Genomic DNA, 19,462 nt, shown 5'->3' on the forward strand with positions numbered 1-19,462 from the left:
TGCATGTTCCTCAGCTGTTCCTCCCCCTCCGAAAGGTTCTCCGATGACCGGCATCGCCCCGTCGCCGTCCACGCCCCTGCGCACCGTGATCGGGCTGGACAACCAGCCCCCTCGGCTGAGCGAGTCCGCCCTGCTCATGATCGACTTCCAGAACACCTACCGCACCGGCGTCATGACCCTGGACGGCGCCGAACCGGCCCTCACGGCCGCCGCCCGCCTGCTGGAACGTGCCCGCGCCGCGGGTGTCCCCGTGGTGCACGTCGTCAACGACGGCGGCGAGAACACGCCGTACGACATCCGTGCCCACATCGGTGCCATCAGCGACGCGGTGGCCCCGGTCGACGGTGAACCCGTCGTGGTCAAGCAGTTCCCCGACGCGTTCCACGCCACGGAGTTGGAGAAGACCTTGAGCGGTCTGGGCGTCGGGCCGGGCAGCGGCCGGGATCTCGTGCTGGCCGGGTTCATGACACACATGTGCGTGACCTTCACCGCGCAGGGCGCCTTCCGCCTCGGCTACCGGCCCACCGTCGTCGCCGAAGCCACCGCCACCCGCGCCCTCGCCGCTCCCGACGGCACGGTCCTGACCGCGGCCGCCCTCCAGACCGCCGCCCTGACCACCGTCACGGACCTGTTCGGTCTCGTCGTCCCGACCGTCGGCAGCCTCCGCGACTGACGGGGTGGTCCGGAAGTCGATGGTGATCGGCAGCGCCGCGATGCCGATCACCGCGCCCCGAGCCCAGGTGGCCGCCGTGGACGGGCCGAGACTTCGGGCGCATGGCGTCGGGCGGCCGACGGCCGGTGGGTACGGCCTCCGCGCCCCGGTCCGACGCACCGTCCCGTATCGCACGGCCCCCTATCACGCCGCCCGTGTCTCACTCCACCCCCGCCACTCCCGTCCCCACGTCCATGCCCTCCGTGTCCCCGAGCCGTTCCAGCAGCTCACGCAGCTGCCGCGTCTCCTCGTCCGGCAACGGCAGCAGTGGCGGCCGCGGCCACCCGACCCCCCGGCCCTGGATCTCCAGGCCGGCCTTGACGGCCCGGGGCAGCCCATGGCCGACGATGAACCGTAGGAACGGCAGGAGCTCCGCCAGGACCGCGTCCGCCCGTTCCTCGTCCCCGCGCGTCGCCGCGGCGTACAGCTCGGTGCACCACCGGGGGACGAGGCACGGCGCCGCGGTGCACCAGCCGACGGCGCCGGAGCGGAAGGCTTCGAGTGCGACCGGATTGCTCCCGTTGTAGACCGACAGCGTCCCGTCGGACAGGTCGCGGAGGGCCCGGAAGCGGGCGACGTCGCCGGAGCTCTCCTTGACCATGGTGAGGTTCGGGATCTTGCGCGCGAGCGCGACCACCTTTTCCGGCCGGAGGTCGACTCCGGTGGTGCCCGGGTTGTTGTAGAGCATCACCGGGAGGCCGGTCGCCGCCGCGACCGTGGCGAAGTGCTGTTCGAGTTCCGCTTCGGTCAGTTTCCAGTACGTCTGCGCCAGCACCATGAGCGCGGTGGCTCCGTGGCGGGCGGCCACGCGGGCGCGGCGTACCGTTTCCGCGGTGCTCCAGTGCGAGACGCCGACCAGGGTGGGCAGCCGTCCGGCGACGGTGTGGAGGGTGGTCTCGCAGACGGCGTCCCACTCGCCCTCCGTGAGGTACGCGCTTTCGCCGGCGCTGCCCAGCGGAGCGATGGCGTGGCTGTCGGCGTCGACCAGTTCGCCGACGAGCCGGCGCAACGCGGCCAGGTCGACCTCGCCGGTGTCCGTGGCGAAGGGGGTGACGGGGTAGGAGATGATGCCGCGTAACGGTATCGGCGCCGTTGTCATCAGAGGTTCACCTTGCCCGTGATGCAGTCGGGGTGGTTGCGGAGTGCCTTGCGCGCGTAGTAGGCGAAGTTCGCCTGGTTGCGCCGGTCCGTGGAGGTCCAGTCATGGGCCTCGCGGGCGAGGGCCGGGTCCAGCGGCCGGATGGTGCCCGCCGCCATGGCGAGCAGTTGGAGGCGGGCCGCGCGCTCGATGAGCAGCGCGAGGTTGCAGGCTTCCTCGACGGTGGCGCCGGTGACGAGCTGGCCGTGGTGGGCCAGGAGGATGGCGCGCTTGTCGCCGAGGGCGGCGGAGATGATCTCGCCTTCCTCGTTGCCCACCGGTACGCCCGGCCACTCCTTGAGGAAGGCGCAGTCGTCGTACAGCGGTGTGGTGTCCACCTGGGAGACCACGAGGGGCACTTCGAGCATCGCGAGGGCGGCCGTGTGCAGGGCGTGCGTGTGGATGATGCAGTGGACGTCAGGACGGGCCCGGTAGATCCAGGTGTGGAACCGGTTCGCGGGGTTGGGCATGCCCTCCCCTTCCAGCACCTGTAGGTCCTCGTCCACCAGCAGGAGGTTGTCCTCGGTGATCTCGTCGAAGCCGAGGCCCAGGCGCTGGGTGTAGTAGGTGCCCGGCTGCTGTCCGCGGGCGCTGATCTGTCCGGCGAGACCGGAGTCGTGCCCGCCGTCGTAGGCGATGCGGCACGTCAGGGCCAGCTTCTGCCGGGTGGTCAGGTCCGAGTCCGCGAAATGCTCGTCCATCTGCCGCTCGGCGCGGTCGATGAGTACGTTCTTCGGGTCGTGCAGGGTGTTCGCCACTTCTGCTCCCGTTCCGGGGCGCCGGTCCGCGCCGGCGGCCCCGTCTTCCGGTGCCGCTCGTCCCGTGCGACACTGCGAGGAAACTTGGTTCACCGTAGGACACCGTGTGTCATGCCACAAGGTGTTGCTCGCACCGGGGCGCGCGTGGCGGAAAGCGGTCGGTGACCGGGCAACAAGGGTTCACGGACGTGGTCGGTGACCGGGCAACCAGGGTGCGCGGACGTGGTCGGTGATCGGTGATCGGGGGAAGCGGCCGGTGTTCAATCGGGTGCGGCAACTGCGCAAGGAGCGGCTGATGACGCTGGAGGCGCTCGCCGAGCGCTCCGGCGTCACGAAGAGCTATCTCTCCAAGGTCGAACGCGGTCGGAGCGTCCCCTCGATCGCCGTCGGCGCCTCGCTGGCCAGGGCCCTGGACGTCCCGCTGGACCAGTTGTTCACCGATACGCAGGAGCTGACCGAGGTCACCGTCACCCGGGCCGGGGACCGGCGGCCGCTCACCTCCGAGGACGAGCCCGGGACCCGTTACGAGGGCATAGCGCTCCGGGCCGGCGCCAAGAAGATGACCCCGTTCATGCTGTATCCCCCGCACGACACCGGCCCGGTGCCCTTCCGGGACCATCCGGGCGAGGAATTCCTCTTCGTCCATCAAGGGCGGGCCGAACTGCTCTTCCCCTCCCGGACCATCACGCTCGGGCCGGGCGATTCCGCGTACTTCAAGGCGACCGCGCCGCACAAGGTCCGCTCCTTGGGTGCGGAGCGCGCCGCCGTACTGCTCCTGGTGTGTGACGACCTGGACGGGGCGGAGCCGCCCCACCCGCGGCTGCCCTGAACGGGCGGGCCGGCTCCGCGCGGTCTCCCGGCCGTCGGCCGGCCGCGCTCAGGAGGCGGCCAGCGGCACCGTGATCTCCTTCAGCCAGGCGCGGCGGGCGAAGTCGCGGGCCTTGATGACGACCGCGTCGTGGCGCACCTCGACCTGGAGGCCCTGGTTGAAGGTGCCGCCGACGGAGACTTCGCCGCCCTTGCCGTCGTCCCGGTAACCGGTCTGGATCGCACCGGTGTTGACCACCGTGAACCCGCTGAGATTCGCGGTGCCGGGCACCACGCGGCGCACCACCCAGTCGGAGAGTTCCAGGTCCCAGTGGGTGTGGCCGCAGAAGAGGAACACGTCGGGGTGGCGGCCGAGCAGGCCCAGCAGGCGGTCGGCCTGGAGGTAGTCGCTCGCGTAGAGCTTGTTGCGGGTGCCGGAGACCGTGTTGGGCAGGGGGTGGTGGGTGATCACCATGACCGGCCGGCGGCGGCGCGACCAGTACCAGAGCCGGTTCTCCAGCCACGCGAACTGCGCCTCGCTGATCCAGACCTCGTCCCAGAGCTTGGGGTCGTGGTAGTGCATGTACCGCTCGGTGCCGAGGGTCAGTACGGGGACGCCGCCGAAGGAGGTCTCCGCGTGGACCGTGTTGCGCCGGGCGAAGCGGTGGAAGCTGCGGAAGAGGGAGTCCTCGGTGGTGTCGTTGGGCCAGGTGTCCTGCGACAGGGTGCCGGGATCGCGCCACTTCGGTACGTAGAACTCGTGGTTGCCGATGGCCCAGGCGATGTCGCGCGGGTGGGGGTGGCGCTCCAGTTCGGCGCCGACCTGCGCGTACTCGGCGTCGTAGCCGCGCGGCGTGATGTCGCCCGCGACGGCGAGGCCCGCGCTGCGCGGATTGACGGCCGCCATGTCGTCCAGGGCCCGGCCGAAGTCGCGCAGGTCCCCTTGGATGTCGCTGATGACGTTGAACCGTACGGGCTGACGGCCGGGCCACCGTCCGAGGGGCCCCGGGGCGGTGGCGTGGGCCTGCGGGGCACCGGCGGCGACCGCCAGTGCGGCGCCTCCACCGGCGGTGAGAAGGGATCTGCGGTCCATGTGCGGCTCCGTGTCCGTGCGACGTGCGGCATGCGGCATGCGGCATGCGGCATGGGAATGAGGCCATGCCGTTGGTGAAGATCACGGAGCTGGGTGCATCACGGCGAACGCTCGGGGGTCGGGTACGTGAGCAGGGCATGAACAAGGGCGCGGGCCGATCCGCGCCTTACGAGCAGTCCTCAGGGCCGCCCTCAAGGCCTTCTGCCGAGCCGTCCTCCGGGCCGCCCGCAGGGCCGTTTGCCGAGCCGTCCTCAGGGCTCAGGGCCGTCCCCCGATCCGCCCGCGCTCCGGTCCGACTCCCCCATGTTCCGTACCGGTTCCCCCGTGTTCCGTACCGGCTCCCCAGCGCTCCCCTCCGCTTCCTCCGTGCTCCCCTTCCGTACGCCCGTACTCCCTTCGGCCTCTCCCCTGCCGCCCACCGGTTCCGGAGCAGGAGCCAGGACCAGTGGCAGATACACCTCATCGACGATCTCGATGACGGTCTCGTCCTCGACGGGGGCCCCGAACAGCAGGAATTCGTTGCGCAGCAGATCGGTGGCGACGGTGGCCCGCCGGGAGCCGAGCACCCAGGGCTGCACCTCGCCGCGCTCGACGGCGCGTTGCAGGATGCCCCGGATGCCCACCGGCCCCACCGTGTGGACCCGTTCGCGGATCAGCCGGGCGAACTCGGGGTCGCGGGTCATCTCCCCGAGCAGGCCGCGCAGGATGCCTCCGATCGGCGTGGCCATCTTCGCCGACATCAGCCGCAGCAGGGCGATCACATCGCCGCGCAGCGTGCCGGTGTCGGGCAGGTCCAGCTCGGAGAAGCCGCGCACTTTGCAGGCGTCCAGCACGAGTTCGGCGCGGCCGGTCCAGCGGCGGTAGAGGGCGGCCTTGCTCGTACGGGCGCGGGCCGCGACGCGCTCCATGGTCAGCGCGGCGTAGCCCACCTCCGTCAGCTCCTCCAGCGCCGCGGTCAGGATCGCGTTCTCCAGCTCCTCGCCGCGGCGCCGGGGCCCTTTGCGGTGGTCGGCGGCGGGTGGGGCGGTCCGGTCGGCGTGCGGTGACAGCGTGACTCCTCGAAGTTTACCGAGAGGACGTTGCGTTCTCTAAGTGCGCAGTCTAGCCTCCAAGTTAGAGAACTCACCGTTCCTTAAAGCGAGTGTCAAAGACTTCGAGGGGACCGATGACCGAGACCTCCAGCACCCTCCCCGCCCAGGACGCCCCCGCCTTCCCCAGCGACCGCACTTGCCCGTACGGGCTGCCCGGGACGTACGCCCGGTTACGCGACAGCCAGGACGCGCTGCGCCCGGTGACCCTGTACGACGGCCGCACCGCCTGGGTCGTCACCAAGCACGAGGCCGCGCGCCAACTGCTCGCCGACCCGCGGCTCTCCTCGGACCGCACCCACCCCGACTTTCCGCTCACCTCCCCGCGCCTGGCGGGCCTGCGCGGCCGCCGGCCCGCCTTCATCAGCATGGATCCGCCCGAGCACGGGGCCCGCCGCCGGATGACGATCAGCGAGTTCACCGTCAAGCGCATCAAGGGCATGCGGCCGGACATCGAGCGGATCGTGCACGGCTTCCTCGACGAGATGCTCGCCGCGGGCCCGCCCGCCGACCTGGTGAGCCGGTTCGCGCTGCCGGTGCCCTCCATGGTGATCTGCCAACTGCTCGGCGTGCCCTACGCCGACCACGACTTCTTCCAGGACGCCAGCCGGCGCCTGGTGCAGTCGACGGACGCGGCGGAAGCCACCGGCGCGCGCGACGACCTGGAGCGCTATCTGGACGGGCTGATCACCACCCTGGAGTCCGAGCCCGGGCCCGGACTCCTCGGGGCGCTGGTCACCCGGCAGCTCGCGGACGGCGCCATCGACCGCGACGAGCTGATCTCGAACGCACTGCTGCTGCTCGTCGCCGGTCACGAGACGACCGCGTCCATGACCTCCCTCAGCGTCATCACCCTGCTCGAACACCCCGAGCAGCACGCCGCCCTGCGCGCCGATCCGGCGCTGATCCCGGGCGCGGTCGAAGAGTTGCTGCGCTACCTCGCCATCGCCGATGTGGCGGGCGCCCGCCGTGCCACCGCCGACATCGAGATCGACGGGCAGCTCATCCGGGCCGGCGACGGCGTGATCGTCGTCCACTCCATCGCGAACCGCGACGCCGGGGTGTTCGAGGACCCGGACACCTTCGACATCCACCGTTCGGCCCGCCACCACCTCTCCTTCGGCTACGGCGTCCACCAGTGCCTCGGCCAGAACCTGGCCCGCCTCGAACTGGAGATCATCCTGACCGCGCTGTTCGAGCGCATTCCCACCCTGCGGCTGGCCACACCGGTCGAGCGGCTGACCCTGCGGCCGGGCAGCACCATCCAGGGCGTCAACGAACTCCCCGTCACCTGGTGAGCGGGGCGAAGGGAGCGACCATGCACGTGACCGCCGACCGGGACGTGTGCGTCGGCGCCGGGATGTGCGCGCTGACCGCGCCCGGCGTCTTCGACCAGGACGACGACGGGCTCGTCACCGTCCTGGCCTCCGACATCGAGGAGGGGAGCCGGGACGCCGTGCGCGAGGCCGGCATGCTGTGCCCGTCCGGAGCCCTTCGCGTCACGGAGTAGAACGGCACGGAAGGCACGGCCGAAGCCGGGCCGGGGCCGTACGCGAGGATCCCGCACGGGAGACCGCGTACGGGCGCGGCCCCGGCGGCCGTCGTGCGATCATCTCTGCTCACCCGTCCGTCCCTCTCGGGTCAGCGCTGCGGAACGGTACCGGTGTCCTTGATCAGCTCCCAGGTGTCCACGGCGAAGTCGAGGGTCATGCCGTGCCGCTCGTACAGCGCCGGCGCGCCACTGCTGTTGTCGGTGTCGACGCCGAGGCCGATGCGGTGGCGGCCGAGCGCCGCGTAGTGGCCGAAGGCGTGGCGCAGGAGGTGACTGCCGAGGCCGTTGCCGCGGGCCTCGCTCAGTACGCCGAGGGAGCTTATCCAGGCCATCGAGGCGCGGGCGTTGTGACTGCGCAGCGCCCCGGCGTCGCCGAGGCCGCGTACGTGGGCGATCCATATCAGCGACCAGTCGGCGCGCTCGGCGTCGATGTCGTCCAGCCACTGTTCGTACGTCCGCGGCTGGAAGTCGAAGTGGTCGGCGAAGGACGCCTGGAGCAGTGCGTGGGCGCTCCGCCGGTCCGGCTCGGTCAGGCAGGAGCGCAGCGTCACGCCGGGCAGCGGCGGCGGGAGCCGGTCGGTGGCGGCCGACAGGGGTCGGTGCAGCACGTGGTAACGGCGCACCGTACGCCAGCCTCGCGCGCGCAGCGCGTTCAGGTCCATGGTCGGGGCGGCGTTGAGGTGGAGGTGAACCACCGCGCGCGAGGCTCCGTTGGCGGCCGCCCGTTCCGCGGCCCGCGCCTCCATCAGGTCGTACAGATGCAGAGCGCCGGGCAGCCGGCCGGGCAGGGTGTAGTGGTCCATGTCGATCCGCTCACCGCCGGACTCGTCCCAGAGCAGGCCGAAAGCGATCAGCCGGGCCCCCTCGAACAGCAGCCAGGAGTCCTTCTCCAGGTCCGCCTCGGGGTGCTTCAGCTCCGCCTGCACTTCGGTCAGGTCGGTGTCGGCACGTCCGATTTCCCACCTGTCGATCTCGTTGAGCAGCGCGCACACCGCCGTCGCGTCGTCGAGCGTCGCCGGCCGTACGGTCAGACCGGGCGGCGGAGTGCGGGGTGCGGTCGCGGTCATGCGACCACTGTCCGGGGGCCGGGTCCGGCCCGCAACTGACTTTCCTGGTACGGGAGTTGTTCATCGGTGGTATGGAAGTGGCCGTCCGCCGGGCGTCACGCCGCGCTGCGCGTGCTCGCCCCGGAAGCGCCCGGCAGGGAAAGGTGGGGCCATGACGTCATCACGATCGTTCCTTTCCCGCCGTGCGGTCCTGGGGCTGGCGGCGGCGCTCGCGCCGTTGGCCGGATGCGCGAAGGGGCGGGCGCCGGAATCCGCGCCGCCCAGCCGTTCGCCCGCCCCGACGCCTCCGTCCGCTTCCACTGCGGGCGACCGCCACCGGCGCCTGGCCGAGTTGGAGCGGAAGTACGACGCACGGCTCGGGGTGTACGCCCTCGCCACCGGTACGGGTGCCACCGTCGCCCACCGGGCGGACGAACGGTTCGCGTTCTGCTCGACGTTCAAGGGGCTGGCGGCAGCGGCGGTTCTGCACCGCCACCCACTGTCGCACCTGGACACGATCGTCACGTACACCGAAGCGGATTTGATGAAACACGCCCCCATCACAAGGAAACACGTGACCTCGGGCATGACGGTCGGCCAGGTCTGTGACGCGGCGATTCGCTTCAGTGACGGTACGGCGGGCAATCTGCTGTTACGTGAAATCGGCGGACCGGGACAGCTGACGGCGTTCACCCGGAGCCTCGGCGACACGGTCACCCGGATGGACCGGACCGAGCCGGCGATCACGGAAGCCACCCCCGGGGATCCGCGCGACACCTCCTCCCCCCGGGCCTTCGGCACGGATTACCAGAAGGTCGTGCTGGGGAATGTCCTGGCGGCCGACAAGCGCGCTTTTCTCCGCGATCTCCTGGAGCGCAACGAAACCGGCGCCCGGCGCATCCGCGCCGCCGTTCCGCGCGGATGGACCGTGGCCGACAAGACCGGCACCGGAGACTACGGAACGCTCAACGACATCGCCGTCGTGTGGCCCGCCAAGTCCGCGCCGCCGCTGCTCATCTCCATCATGTCGAGCAAATCGGCCGAGGACGCCGCTTACGATCAGGCGCTCATCGCCGAGGCCGCCGAATATGTGGTGCATACGCTCCACTAGACGTGGAAGCGGGTCGTTTCCGCCAGTTCGGCCCGGGGGACGGTGATGTTGTTGATGGGCGCGGCGGAGTCCGCGAAGCCGAAGGAGACACCGAAGAGGATTTTCCTGTCGCTGACGATGCCCAGCGATTCCCGGATGGTGTCCGCGTAGAAGCTCAGGAGCCCTTGGGGGCAGCTGGCGATACCGTAAGCGGTCAGGGCCAGCAGGAGCGTCTGCCCGTACATACCGACGTCGGCGGCCATGCGCTCTTCCGCGTTGGGCGGCAGGAACAGCAGCGCCACATGCGGTGCGCCATAGAAATTCAGGCTCTCGGCGTTGAACGCCGCGCGCCGCTCGTGGTCCTCGCGGCCGATCCCCAGGGCGCCGTACATCGCGGCGCCCGCCGCGTGGCGCCGCTGCGCGTACGTACCGGTGTAGAGATCGTCGCGGTAAGGGAAGTCCAGCGTCATGCGCTGGTCCGTGTGCGCGGCGATCAGGTCCTTGCTCAGGCGGTCCCTGGCCGCCCCGCTGACCACCTCCACGTGCCAGGGCTGGGTGTTGGAGTTGGAAGGAGCCGCGCCGGCCAGGGAGAAGACGGCCCGGAGGGTGTCTTCCGGCACGGGGTCCGGCTTGAACGCGCGGGTCGCGCGGCGACCGCGTATCAGCTGCTCGGCGTAGTCGGGGAAATGCGGGGCAGTGGTGGCAGGCACGGCTGTCTCCATTCGCGTGGGGAACGGGCGGGAAAGCGGTGGGAGGGCGACGGGAACTACCGCTCCAGGTAGGAGTCGATGAGGCGGTCCGCCGCTTCCTTCAGTGCGGTGGCGGATTTCTCCGCCTCGTAGATCTGGGTGGTGACGCTGGCGCCCTCCACCAGCATTTGCAGCATGTAGGCCAGGGTGCGGTGGTCGCGTACGGGGAGCCGGGAGACCAGCTCGGCCAGCAGTTCCAGATACTCGGCCTTCAGTTCGTCGACGGCCACACGCACCGGATGGTCACGGTCGGGGAACTCGACGGACGCGTTCACCAGTGCGCAGCCCCGGTATCCGGGCGCGCTGATCTGCTCCGCTATTTCGGCGATGACGTGCCGGAGCTGCCCCAGCGGATCGTCCGGACAGGCGGCGCGCGCGGCTTCCAGCCAGCGGCGCGGAGGTACCGCCTTCGCTTTCACATAGGCCAGCGCGAGGCCGTCCTTGGACTCGAAGTTGCGGTAGATGCTCGGCTTTCCGACGCCCGAGCGTTCCGCGATCTCGGCCACGCCCGCCGAGCGGATGCCTTCCCGGTAGAAGAGGTCGCACGCGGTCTCCCACACGCGCTGCCCGGCCGGCGAGTGCCGCGGTTGCCCGTCCGCCATCAGAACTCCTCAGAAATGACCGCCGCGGGCCGCCGGTTCCGGAAACGGAGGTGACGCCCACGCACGCGTACCGATCGGTACGCGTGTGACAGTACCGATCGGTACGCGGAGCGTCAAACTCAGGAAGTGGCGGTGAGCCGGGTGAGATCCACGGAATCCGCACCCTGGTCCGGTGCGGGAAGGAAGAGGCAGGCGGCGGCCACGGCTGCCAGTGCGGCGACAAGGCAGACCGTTCCCGTACGGCCCCGGGCCCAGCGGGCCTTGAAACGTACGGGGTCCTCCACCAGCACCTTGGACAGGAAACCAGCCGCGAGGGAGAGGGGGACCAGAACCGCCGTACGGCCCCAGCCGCCGAACCCGAGGAATTGCTCGGAGAGCAGCAAATAGATCGGCCAGTGCCAGAGATAGAGGCTGTAGGAGATGCCGCCCAGCCATCGCAGGGGCCGGCTGCCCAGGAGACGGCCGACCAGGCTGGACGGGGTGTGCGCGAGAAGAGCGATGAGGAGGGCGGCGGCCAGGGCGTGGAGGAAGAGGCCGCCCCTGAAGAGAAAGGGTGAACCGGGGCCGTCGGTGAGGAACCAGTAGGCCCCGAGGCCGCACACCAGGACGGCGCAGAGGCCGCCGACCAGGCGGCCGGGCACCCTGGCCAGCAGGCGGCGGGCCGGGACGGTGGCCATCAGGGCGCCCAGCAACAGCGAAAAGGCGCGGGTGTCGGTGCCTTCGTACACGCGCGTGGTGTCCGGACCGTGCGCGAGCGCGATCATGACCGTAAGGGATATGACGGCACCGGCGGCGGCGATCACGGGCACGAGTCGGCGCGTGGTCCGCCCCCGGGCGAGCAGGGCGACCACCACCGGCCAGACGACGTAGAACTGCCACTCGACACCGATGCTCCACAGGTGGCTGAAGACGCGGGTGTCGGCGTCGTTCCAGTAGCCGACCTGCTCGCTGACGAAGTGCCAGTTCGTCGCCTGGAGCGCGGCCCACGGGCCGTCCTCCAGGGCGAAGCCGAGCAGGTACGGCGGCCCCGCGGCCCCTACCAGGAGCAGCGTCCCGACGATCATCACCGTCAGCGCGGGCAGCAGGCGGCGGGCCCGGCGTTCCCAGAAGGCGGCGAGATCGATACCGCCCCGGCGGTCCGCGGCTTCCTTAAGCAGCAGGCCGGTGATCAGGAAGCCGGACAGGACGAAGAACAGGTCGACGCCGAGGAAGCCGCCGCCGAAGTGTCCGGCGTGGAAGAACAGGACGCCGAGGACGGCCAGACCGCGCAGGCCGTCCAGGGGTGCGATGTGCCCGGCCGTCGCGCGCGGGCGGCCGCGTCGGCCGGCGCGGTGGGAGGTCGGCGTGGTCGTGGGCGTGGTCGTCGGCATGTACGGGTCCTCGGGGCAGCAGGGCGGCAGGAGCGTGGGAGGCGGCGACCGAGGGCGCTGCTCCGGCTGCCGGAGCGGCGCCCTCGACGCGTTGGCGGGCGATGCGGCCCGCTCACCGCCGTCGTTCCCGGTGCACCTCCGTACGTACGGAGGCAGCGCCCGGGTGACGGCGTACGGACATCAGCCGCACTTGAGCTGGCCGTAGACCTTGGAACCGGTCCAGGCGCCCTTGGCCCACTTCTCCGGGGACGCGGGCGTGAAGGAGTAGTGCCGGCTCAACTGGCCCCCGAACCAGTTGGCGAACGCCGCGGCCCCCTGCTGACAGGTGTGGATGCCGTCCTGGCTGCGCTGGGCCTTGGCCGCGGCACTGTCGGTGCCCCACAGACCGGCGGCGTCGAAGAAGCGGACCCGGCCCGCGTTCTTGGCCGCGGCGTCCTCGGCCGCCTTCGGCGCGGACTTGATGGCGGCCTCGTGGCTCTTGTAGAAGTCGTCGATCTTGAAGGGCGGCGCGGAGACGAGGACGAGTTCGGCGCCGGCGTCCTTCGCGGCCTTGGCGAGGTGCTCGTACGAGCTGGTCTGCTGGGCGGTGGTGCCCCAGTCGTAGGTGGTGACCTGATAGGCGATGACGTCCGGGTGGAAGGTCTTGACCGCGTTGGCCAGTTCCTTGTAGGTGTCCTCGGCGAACTGGGCGGTCGGGCCTTCTCCCTTGACGACCGTACCGCCGCCCGCGGAAGCGATGGACTTGAATTCCGCGCCGCCCGCCTTGACGGCGGCTTCCAGGGCGGGCGCTTCGGCCTCGGCGATCGAGTCGCCCATCCAGAGCAGCTTCGAGAGCTGCTTTCCGCCGTTCTTGCCCGCGGCCGGGGCGGACGCGGCGGAGTCGGCGCTGTCGCCGTCGCCGGACGCCGAGTTGCCGCAGCCGGTGAGGGCCACGAGCGATACCCCCGCGATCAGGAGGGCCCCGGCGGCCAGTGCGGGACGCCCGCGCCGTCCGGGACGGCGCGGGGAAGTGGCGGGGGCGGGGAACGCCTGGGCTGACGACGGGCTGTCCGTGCTGTGCTTGCTGTGCATGTTTTCGAGGTAAGCACGGTGCACGGACCGTGCGGAGGCCTGTCATCTTCCGGTCACATACCGCGGAAAACGCCGTCATAAGGCGGTCACGGCGCGGCGGAATTCCGGCTCGGACGGCCCGTCCGAAGCGCGTCGGACCCGCTGTCCGCGCTTGGTCAGGTCTCCGTGCCGGAGCACCTCCGCGCGGGGTCCCGATGGCGGTCCGCCGCCGACGAGGTCATGGCCTACGGCACCCGTGGCCGCATCCGGTGGTGACACGGCTCGACAGGTCGTCGGCCAGGCCGAGTGTGGGGGGCGCCATGATGCGGACGGCGGCGTCGCCGTGGACCGCCTTCGCTGCGCCGTGGATGTGCGGATCGTTCCCGGCCACGCTTCCCCCTGAGCGACGTGGTTGCTCAGATCGCCCCCAGCGCGGTCATCATGCCGAGCCCGTCCGAGGTGACCCAGTACTCCGCGAAACGGCCGTCGGCGACGCGGAAGATGTCCTGGCCCGCGAAGGAGACGCGGGTGCCGGGCTCGGCGGTGGCGCCGGGGATGCCGCCACGGTACGCGCCGTGGAAGGTCCAGCGCGCGGCCACCAGGCCGTCGCCGATGACCGGTCCGACGTCGAGGGTGTTGCGGATGTCGGTGAAGTACTCGTGCGACCGGCGGATCTGGTCGGCAGCCCCCTCGGGCCCGTGCACGTCCATGGTGGGCCAGTGGCCCAAGAAGTCGGGCGTGAGGATCTCCTCGGCCACGGCGAAGTCGCCGTGCCACAGGTCGAAGAGCCAGCGGCGGTAGAGCGAGTCGATGACGTTCATGGCGCCATTTTGTGTACGCGTACGCAACAGGTCAACCACCGGCACCCGGGCGCGCCGCGCAACGGTGCGGCAGCGTCGCCGTCAGCGCGGTCACCAGCCTGGCCAGGTCGTCGGCGAAGTGGTCGCGGCGGTCCGGGGACAGCCAGTACGGGCGCAGCGCGGCCACCGTGGGATACCGGTCGGCGTCGGCCTCGGCGGGCATGCTGTCCTGATACGGAGAGCGGCCCTCGGGGCGCGCGGCGTGCTGGGCGAGGCCGCCGAGGAGGAAGTTCCAGACGATCCGGTTGGCCGTGGCCGCCTCCTCCGGCGACAGGCCGCAGGCCTGCCAGGCCGCGTAGATCTCCTCCAGCAGCCACAGGGCCGACGGAGCCATCAGGTCGCCGCGGGCCAGTACGTCCACGATCCAGGGCCGGGCCGCCAGCTCGTCGCGCTGCCAGGTCAGCAGCGCCAGGAGGCGGGCCCGGGGCTCGTCGGGCAGGGTGGGCCGGGGCAGGTCGGTCACGATGCGGTCCAGGAGCAGCACCAGCAGTTCGTCCTTGTCCCGTACGTGCCGGTAGATGCTCATCGGGGAGCTGCCCAGGGCCTCGGCGACCCGGCGCATGGTCAGCGCCGCGCTGCCTTCCCCGGTGACGATGTCGAGGGCCGCTTCGATGATCCGGTCGCGGGAGAGGCGGGCCGGTCGCCCCCGGCGCGCCGGCCCCCGCCCGGTGGTCGTGCTCCGTTCCGTGCCTGCTGTGCTGTGGTCACTCACGGGAGCAGTCTGGCATTGGGGGACGGCGGGGGCGGTTCGCGAGGGTATGGCTTACGGGGCGGAGGCGGGCGACGTCCGTGGCGGGGAACGCCGGCCGGTCCTCCGGCTCAGCAGGACGCCCCCTGCCCGGGCGGCGATCACGCCCAGACGGATTCGCCGGCCTGGCGTTCCGCCGCGCGCTGGGCCAGTTCGGACCAGTTGTCCGAGCAGGCGCGGGCCAGCTCGGCGATGGTGCGCCGGCGGTCCGCCGGTACGTCCGCCGTGATCCGCTCCCACTCCTGCGGGCTGACCGCGTGGATGCCGAGCAGCCGCAGCAGCGTGCGGCCGGTGTCGCTGTACCGCAGTGCCGGGTCGCCCTTGAGCCGCTGCACGGTCTCGTTCCGGTCCGCCACGGGCATCCGTCCGGGCGTCACCGCGGCGGCGGTCCCCCGGCGCCTGCCGGCGGGCCGTCCGGGCCTGCGCTGTCCGTCGCGCTGGCCGCGCGGGCCACTGCGCCGCCCTGTCAGCAGGGGTTCCTCGCCCCGGCGGATCCGGTTGCGTACATCGCGCGCGGTTTCCGGGGAAATGCCCGTCGCCCGGGCGATCTGACGGAGCGAGAGGTCAGGGTTCTCGGTGATGAGGTCACCGGCGAGCTTGCGGCCCGCGGCGCCGTCGAGCGGCCGGAACCGGCCGTCCTGGCCGACGCGTCCGCGCTCCGGCTCCGCGCCGGCCGGCAGCTGCCGGCGGACCTTGGCCACCGTGGCCGGGGCCAGGCCGACGGTCGCGGCGATCATCCGGTTGGACCAGGTGGGATGCGAGACGATGATGCGCTCGGCCGCGCGCTTGCGGTCCGCCTTGGTCAGCGGCAGCCCATGGGCGATGTTGGACTCGACGGCGAGGACGAAGGCGTCCGCTTCATCACCGTCGAAGAAGCGGACCTCGATGGTCTCCTGGCCGCGCCGCCGGGCCGCGCGCAGCCGGTGCATGCCGTCGATGACCCGCAGCGTGTCCCGGTGGACGAGGATGGGGGGCAGCGGCCCGTCGGCCACGGCCAGCATTTCGACGTGCTCCCCGCTCTCCCCCGCGGTCCTCGGCGAATCGCTCACCGACAGGGCACTGATCTCGACCTCGACGACCGTGTTCAGGTCGACCTGCGACTGCCCGGGTTCCAATGTGTCCTCCTAGGCTCGCGTCCGCCATTGGCTGCCCTTTTCGCTGCCCTTGTTCCTGTCCTCGTCGCTGCCTTTGTCGCTGCCCTTGTGCTGGAATACCGGACGGCTTACGGGCCGCTTTCGGCTCTCCTGTTTCCGGGCGGGGCCGACGGCGGTGGACGGTGTTTCACCTTGCGTCTGCGGATGACCGGGCAGCGGAAATGAGGAATCGCGCGGTACGGCGCGTCCGTCACGTACGTCCCCCGCTTCGGCACCGCTCGGCGCGACGGGGCCGGAAAACGGCGGCCCGTCCCCAAGCCGATGGCCGCCGCCGCGCCGCCACGGCCGGTCGTCGCCGGCCGGCCGTGGGTGCCCGGCGACTCCGGCCGGCACGGGTGCGGTTTCCGTACCGTGCGCATCTGGCTCGAAGTCGCCGTCGTGCTGCCGATGCTGAAGCGGTGGGCCGGGCCCGGGAAGAGGGCGGTTGTCCAGGACTTGTCCAGGACTTGTCCGGCCTGCTCAGCCCGGGGACGGGGCTGGGATCCGGACAATTCCGACCGGGTTTGTTCGGGGGGAATTCTCCGGGAAAAGCGTCGGAGCGCGCGGGAAGCCGGCGGCCGCGTGGACCGGTCACGGAAGCGGTGCCACGCGGCGGACCGTTGCGCGGTACGGCAGTTCCGCACCGCGCAACGGCCGTCCTCTCCCCCGTTAGCCGCGAGCGCCGAACACCTGCGTCCACGTCGGTCCGCCGGGCCCCTCGTGGGTGCCTATGCCGATTTCCTTGAAGGAGCAGTTGAGGATGTTCGCCCGGTGGCCCGGGCTGTTCATCCAGCTGTTCATCACCTCGGCGGCGGACCGCTGTCCCCGGGCGATGTTCTCGCCGTAGGTGCTCCACTGATATCCGGCCGCCTTGATCCGGTCCCCCGGGTCCGTGCCGTCCGGACTGGTGTGGTCGAAGTAATGGCGCGCGTCCATGTCCTGCGAATGGCGCCGGGCCGCGGTGTCGAGCCGGCCGTTGCCCTGTACGGGCGCACAGCCCTGCTTGGCACGTTCGGTGTTGACCAGAGCGGTGACCTGCTGCGCGAAAGGCGACTGGCCGCTCGCGGAACCGGCGGCCGGGGCGGGCGCCGCGGAGGACGGGTGCGGAGCCGGGGTCGCCGATTCGGATGGGGTCCGCTTCTTCCGGGGGGTGTGCGGCTCCTTGGAGGGGGAGGCCGAGGCGGACGGAGTGGGCGTCGGGCTGTTGCTCTTCCCGGAGGGCGACGGGCTCGCGACGGGGGTTTGCGGCGGCTGCCCGGCCAGCGGCACCGACTCGGGCTCCGTGGCGGCGCGGGAGGGGCCGGGGTCCTTGTCCGGGCCGGAGAGGATCAGGGGGAGGGCGCCGCCCACGGTGGCGAGGGCGGCGGCGGCCACGGCGGCCGCGGTGACGGCGCGCCGGCGGCGGACGCGGCGGCTCTCGCGCAGTGCGTCACGGAGCTGGGCGCGTCCGCCGGCCGCGGTGGAACCGCCCACCGAGGGAGCCGTCGTCCCGCCCGCCGCCGTGGACATGGCGGGCTGCTGGGTGGTGGCGCCCGCGAGGACCGGGGACTCCAGGGTGTCCGGCGCGAGCGTGGCGGCCAGCGGTACCAGCGCCAGACCGACGAGCAGCTTGTCCGCGGGAACCAGTCCGGAGGAGAAGGCGGAACAGACCGTGCACTCGCGGGCGTGCCGCGCGATGCGCTTGCGCCACAGCGCGGAGGGCACGCCGTCCCACTGCTCGACGACGGTCTCCAGCAGCACGCACCGCGGGTTCGCGGACAGCGCGCGCACCACCACGCGGGAGGCTTCGAGTTGGGACTTCATGCGCTGGACGCGTACGGCCGTGTGCTGGGGCGTCAGCTCCATGGCGGTGGCGACCTCGGCGCGGGTCAGTTCCCCGGCCGCCTCCAGCCACCACAGGGACAGCAGCGCCCGGTCGGCCTCGTCGAGCCAGCGGGTGGCTTCGGCGACTTCGCGGCGCTGCCCGGACAGGCCCAGGCGGACGATGGTCAGCCCGACGAAGTCGGCGCGGGGGTCGGCCACGTCGTACGCGACGTCCAGGCCGCCGTCCACGGGCGCGGTCTGGTCCTGGCGCCAGTGCGCGCGTATCTGGTTCATCGTGATGGCCACCAGCCAGGACCGGAAACTGCCCGGGTCGCGCAGTTCGCCGAGGCCGGCGAGGGCCCGGAGCATCGTCTCCTGCGCCACGTCGTCCACGTCCGCGTGGCCGTGCAGCGCGCGTCCCACGATGTTGTACACCAGGGGCATGGACTCGGTGACGATCCGGTCCCTGGCCTGCCCGTCCCCCGCCTGCGCGGCGGCAATCACCGCAGGGTCGAGTTCGCTGCTCACGCTGTGTCCACTCTCTTTCGACTAGGGCCTCTTGCGTCCCACACTCAGGAGATGCTGCGACGACCGGGCGGATAACAGAAATCGAGCAGGCGTCCGCGGAAATCGTACGGAGCAGCGATACGGCGGGGGTGGCGGGCGCTGCCGCACGGGCCGCCCGAGGCGGTGCGCATTGCCCGCACCAAGCCTGTGACCAGGGGCGTAGTGGCGAAGCCGGCGGCCGGGCCGGTCCTTTCACCGGCGGTGCATCAGCTCGGCACCGGCGAGAATTTCCCGCGCGGCACACATCCTTCGGCAAGCCTCCCGCGTCTCATGAGCGAGCCACTTCCTCATGTGGCCGCACTACTGGTACATTTGGAGAATTTGCCTTGAAAACTGGCATTAAGGGCGTGCGCCGCCTGTCCGCGACGGCCGTGACCGCCGCGGGAGCCGTCCTGGCGGCCGGAGTGTTCGCCGCTCCGGCACAGGCCGAGACTCCCGGGGCCGCCACCTTGAGGGCCGCGGCGGTCAAGGCCGCCCAGCAGGCCGCGGCGAAGGCCGGAACGCCGCAGGCACCCACGATCACCGCGGCGGGCGGGTTCGTGATGAACAACGGCACCGGCACGGCCGCGTTCACCAAGGCGGCGGACTCCCGCCGTTCCATGGGGTCCACGACCAAGATCATGACCGCACAGGTGGTGCTGTCGCAGCGGAACCTCAACCTGGACGCCCAGGTCACGGTCGACAAGGCGTACAGCGACTACATCGTCGCCAAGACCGCCTCGTCGGCCGGCCTGATCGTCGGGGACAAGGTCACCGTCCGCCAGCTGCTGTACGCGCTGATGCTCCCGTCCGGCTGTGACGCGGCGTACGCGCTCGCCGACAAGTTCGGCAGCGGGTCCACGCGGGCGGCGCGGGTGCAGTCGTTCATCGGCCAGATGAACACCGCGGCCAAGAACCTCGGCCTGAACAACACCCACTTCGACTCGTTCGACGGCATCGGCAACGGCGCGAACTACTCGACGCCGCGCGACCTGACGAAGCTGGCCTCCCACGCGATGAAGAACGCCACGTTCCGCACCGTCGTGGGGACCCGGTCGACCAAGCAGAAGGTCACCACGAAGAACGGCGGCTACCGCTACATGTCGTGGAACAACACCAACAACCTGCTGGGCAGTTACACCGGCACCATCGGCGTCAAGACCGGTTCGGGTCCGGAGGCCAAGTACTGCCTGGTCTTCGCCGCCACCCGCAACGGCAAGACCGTCATCGGTACGGTCCTGGCCTCCACCTCGGTGGCCAACCGCACCGCCGACGCGAAGAAGCTGCTGGACTACGGCTTCGCGAAGTAGCGCGACA

At 71.2% G+C, this 19,462-nt stretch carries 19 protein-coding genes; 6 read left to right on the forward strand and 13 right to left on the reverse strand.

The genetic code is table 11. The annotated features are described in order from the left end of the window. The first annotated feature begins 43 nt into the window (after positions 1–43). The gene (locus CP973_RS22020; protein WP_150244159.1) at positions 44–673 is read left to right on the forward strand and encodes a cysteine hydrolase family protein; all 630 of its coding nucleotides are present in this window, start codon (positions 44–46) and stop codon (positions 671–673) included. 199 nt (positions 674–872) lie between these two features. On the opposite strand, the gene CP973_RS22025 is transcribed toward CP973_RS22020, so the two are convergent. Further along, on the reverse strand, positions 873–1,811 hold the full coding sequence (locus CP973_RS22025) for a dihydrodipicolinate synthase family protein (RefSeq protein ID WP_150244161.1): 939 nt from the start codon (positions 1,809–1,811) through the stop codon (positions 873–875). Continuing rightward, entirely contained in the window at positions 1,811–2,608 is a 798-nt protein-coding gene (locus CP973_RS22030; RefSeq protein WP_150244163.1) for an aldolase, read from the reverse strand. Before CP973_RS22030 ends, CP973_RS22025 begins: the two co-directional genes overlap by 1 nt. A 256-nt stretch (positions 2,609–2,864) precedes the next feature. Here CP973_RS22030 and CP973_RS22035 point away from each other — a divergent pair, with 256 nt between their 5' ends. Beyond that, the gene (locus tag CP973_RS22035; RefSeq protein WP_150244165.1) at positions 2,865–3,437 is read left to right on the forward strand and encodes a helix-turn-helix domain-containing protein; all 573 of its coding nucleotides are present in this window, start codon (positions 2,865–2,867) and stop codon (positions 3,435–3,437) included. A 48-nt stretch (positions 3,438–3,485) separates the two neighbouring features. Here the strand turns inward: CP973_RS22035 and CP973_RS22040 are convergent, their stop codons facing one another. Together CP973_RS22040 and CP973_RS22045 are read right to left on the reverse strand one after the other, a co-directional pair. Further along, entirely contained in the window at positions 3,486–4,508 is a 1,023-nt protein-coding gene (locus CP973_RS22040) for a metallophosphoesterase family protein (RefSeq protein ID WP_150244167.1), read from the reverse strand. Positions 4,509–4,759: 251 nt separating this feature from the next. Then, on the reverse strand, positions 4,760–5,557 hold the full coding sequence (locus CP973_RS22045; protein ID WP_208853388.1) for a TetR/AcrR family transcriptional regulator: 798 nt from the start codon (positions 5,555–5,557) through the stop codon (positions 4,760–4,762). A gap of 116 nt (positions 5,558–5,673) precedes the next feature. Between CP973_RS22045 and CP973_RS22050 the strand changes: the two genes are divergently transcribed. Together CP973_RS22050 and CP973_RS22055 are read left to right on the forward strand one after the other, a co-directional pair. Continuing rightward, positions 5,674–6,894: a cytochrome P450 gene (locus CP973_RS22050; protein ID WP_150244169.1), complete on the forward strand. Its 1,221-nt coding sequence runs from the start codon at positions 5,674–5,676 to the stop codon at positions 6,892–6,894. Between the two features lie 20 nt (positions 6,895–6,914). Further along, positions 6,915–7,106: a ferredoxin gene (locus CP973_RS22055; RefSeq protein WP_150244171.1), complete on the forward strand. Its 192-nt coding sequence runs from the start codon at positions 6,915–6,917 to the stop codon at positions 7,104–7,106. Positions 7,107–7,237: 131 nt separating this feature from the next. Here CP973_RS22055 and CP973_RS22060 read toward each other — a convergent pair whose 3' ends face one another. Continuing rightward, positions 7,238–8,215, reverse strand: coding sequence for a GNAT family N-acetyltransferase (locus CP973_RS22060; protein WP_150244173.1), 978 nt, complete (start codon positions 8,213–8,215; stop codon positions 7,238–7,240). A gap of 151 nt (positions 8,216–8,366) precedes the next feature. Here CP973_RS22060 and bla point away from each other — a divergent pair, with 151 nt between their 5' ends. Continuing rightward, positions 8,367–9,305, forward strand: a complete 939-nt coding sequence (gene bla, locus CP973_RS22065) for a class A beta-lactamase (RefSeq protein WP_150250046.1) — start codon at positions 8,367–8,369, stop codon at positions 9,303–9,305. Here bla and CP973_RS22070 read toward each other — a convergent pair. The 8 genes from CP973_RS22070 to CP973_RS22105 all read right to left on the reverse strand — a co-directional run bounded on the left by CP973_RS22070 (position 9,302) and on the right by CP973_RS22105 (position 18,127). After that, positions 9,302–9,994 (reverse strand): nitroreductase, encoded by a 693-nt coding sequence (locus tag CP973_RS22070; RefSeq protein WP_244409934.1) that lies wholly within the window; start codon positions 9,992–9,994, stop codon positions 9,302–9,304. The genes bla and CP973_RS22070 overlap by 4 nt on opposite strands. Before the next feature lie 56 nt (positions 9,995–10,050). Then, a complete protein-coding gene (locus CP973_RS22075) occupies positions 10,051–10,635 on the reverse strand; it encodes a TetR/AcrR family transcriptional regulator (RefSeq protein ID WP_150244177.1) in 585 nt (194 codons plus the stop codon). A gap of 119 nt (positions 10,636–10,754) precedes the next feature. After that, positions 10,755–12,005 carry an acyltransferase family protein gene (locus tag CP973_RS22080; protein WP_150244179.1) on the reverse strand — a complete coding sequence of 417 codons (1,251 nt, stop codon included), beginning with the start codon at positions 12,003–12,005 and terminating at the stop codon, positions 10,755–10,757. A gap of 180 nt (positions 12,006–12,185) precedes the next feature. Next, entirely contained in the window at positions 12,186–13,076 is an 891-nt protein-coding gene (locus CP973_RS22085) for an SGNH hydrolase domain-containing protein (protein ID WP_244409935.1), read from the reverse strand. A gap of 395 nt (positions 13,077–13,471) precedes the next feature. Then, positions 13,472–13,876, reverse strand: coding sequence for an ester cyclase (locus tag CP973_RS22090; protein ID WP_150244183.1), 405 nt, complete (start codon positions 13,874–13,876; stop codon positions 13,472–13,474). Between the two features lie 31 nt (positions 13,877–13,907). Beyond that, on the reverse strand, positions 13,908–14,627 hold the full coding sequence (locus CP973_RS22095) for a TetR/AcrR family transcriptional regulator (protein ID WP_150244185.1): 720 nt from the start codon (positions 14,625–14,627) through the stop codon (positions 13,908–13,910). Positions 14,628–14,764: 137 nt separating this feature from the next. Next, positions 14,765–15,778, reverse strand: coding sequence for a ParB/RepB/Spo0J family partition protein (locus CP973_RS22100; protein WP_150244187.1), 1,014 nt, complete (start codon positions 15,776–15,778; stop codon positions 14,765–14,767). Positions 15,779–16,465: 687 nt separating this feature from the next. Further along, positions 16,466–18,127 (reverse strand): sigma-70 family RNA polymerase sigma factor, encoded by a 1,662-nt coding sequence (locus CP973_RS22105; RefSeq protein WP_150244189.1) that lies wholly within the window; start codon positions 18,125–18,127, stop codon positions 16,466–16,468. A 365-nt stretch (positions 18,128–18,492) separates the two neighbouring features. On the opposite strand from CP973_RS22105, the gene CP973_RS22110 reads away from it, so the two are divergent. Beyond that, a complete protein-coding gene (locus CP973_RS22110) occupies positions 18,493–19,455 on the forward strand; it encodes a D-alanyl-D-alanine carboxypeptidase family protein (RefSeq protein ID WP_150244191.1) in 963 nt (320 codons plus the stop codon). Positions 19,456–19,462 lie beyond the last annotated feature (7 nt).

Source organism: Streptomyces albofaciens JCM 4342 (assembly GCF_008634025.1).
Classification (GTDB): domain Bacteria; phylum Actinomycetota; class Actinomycetes; order Streptomycetales; family Streptomycetaceae; genus Streptomyces; species Streptomyces albofaciens.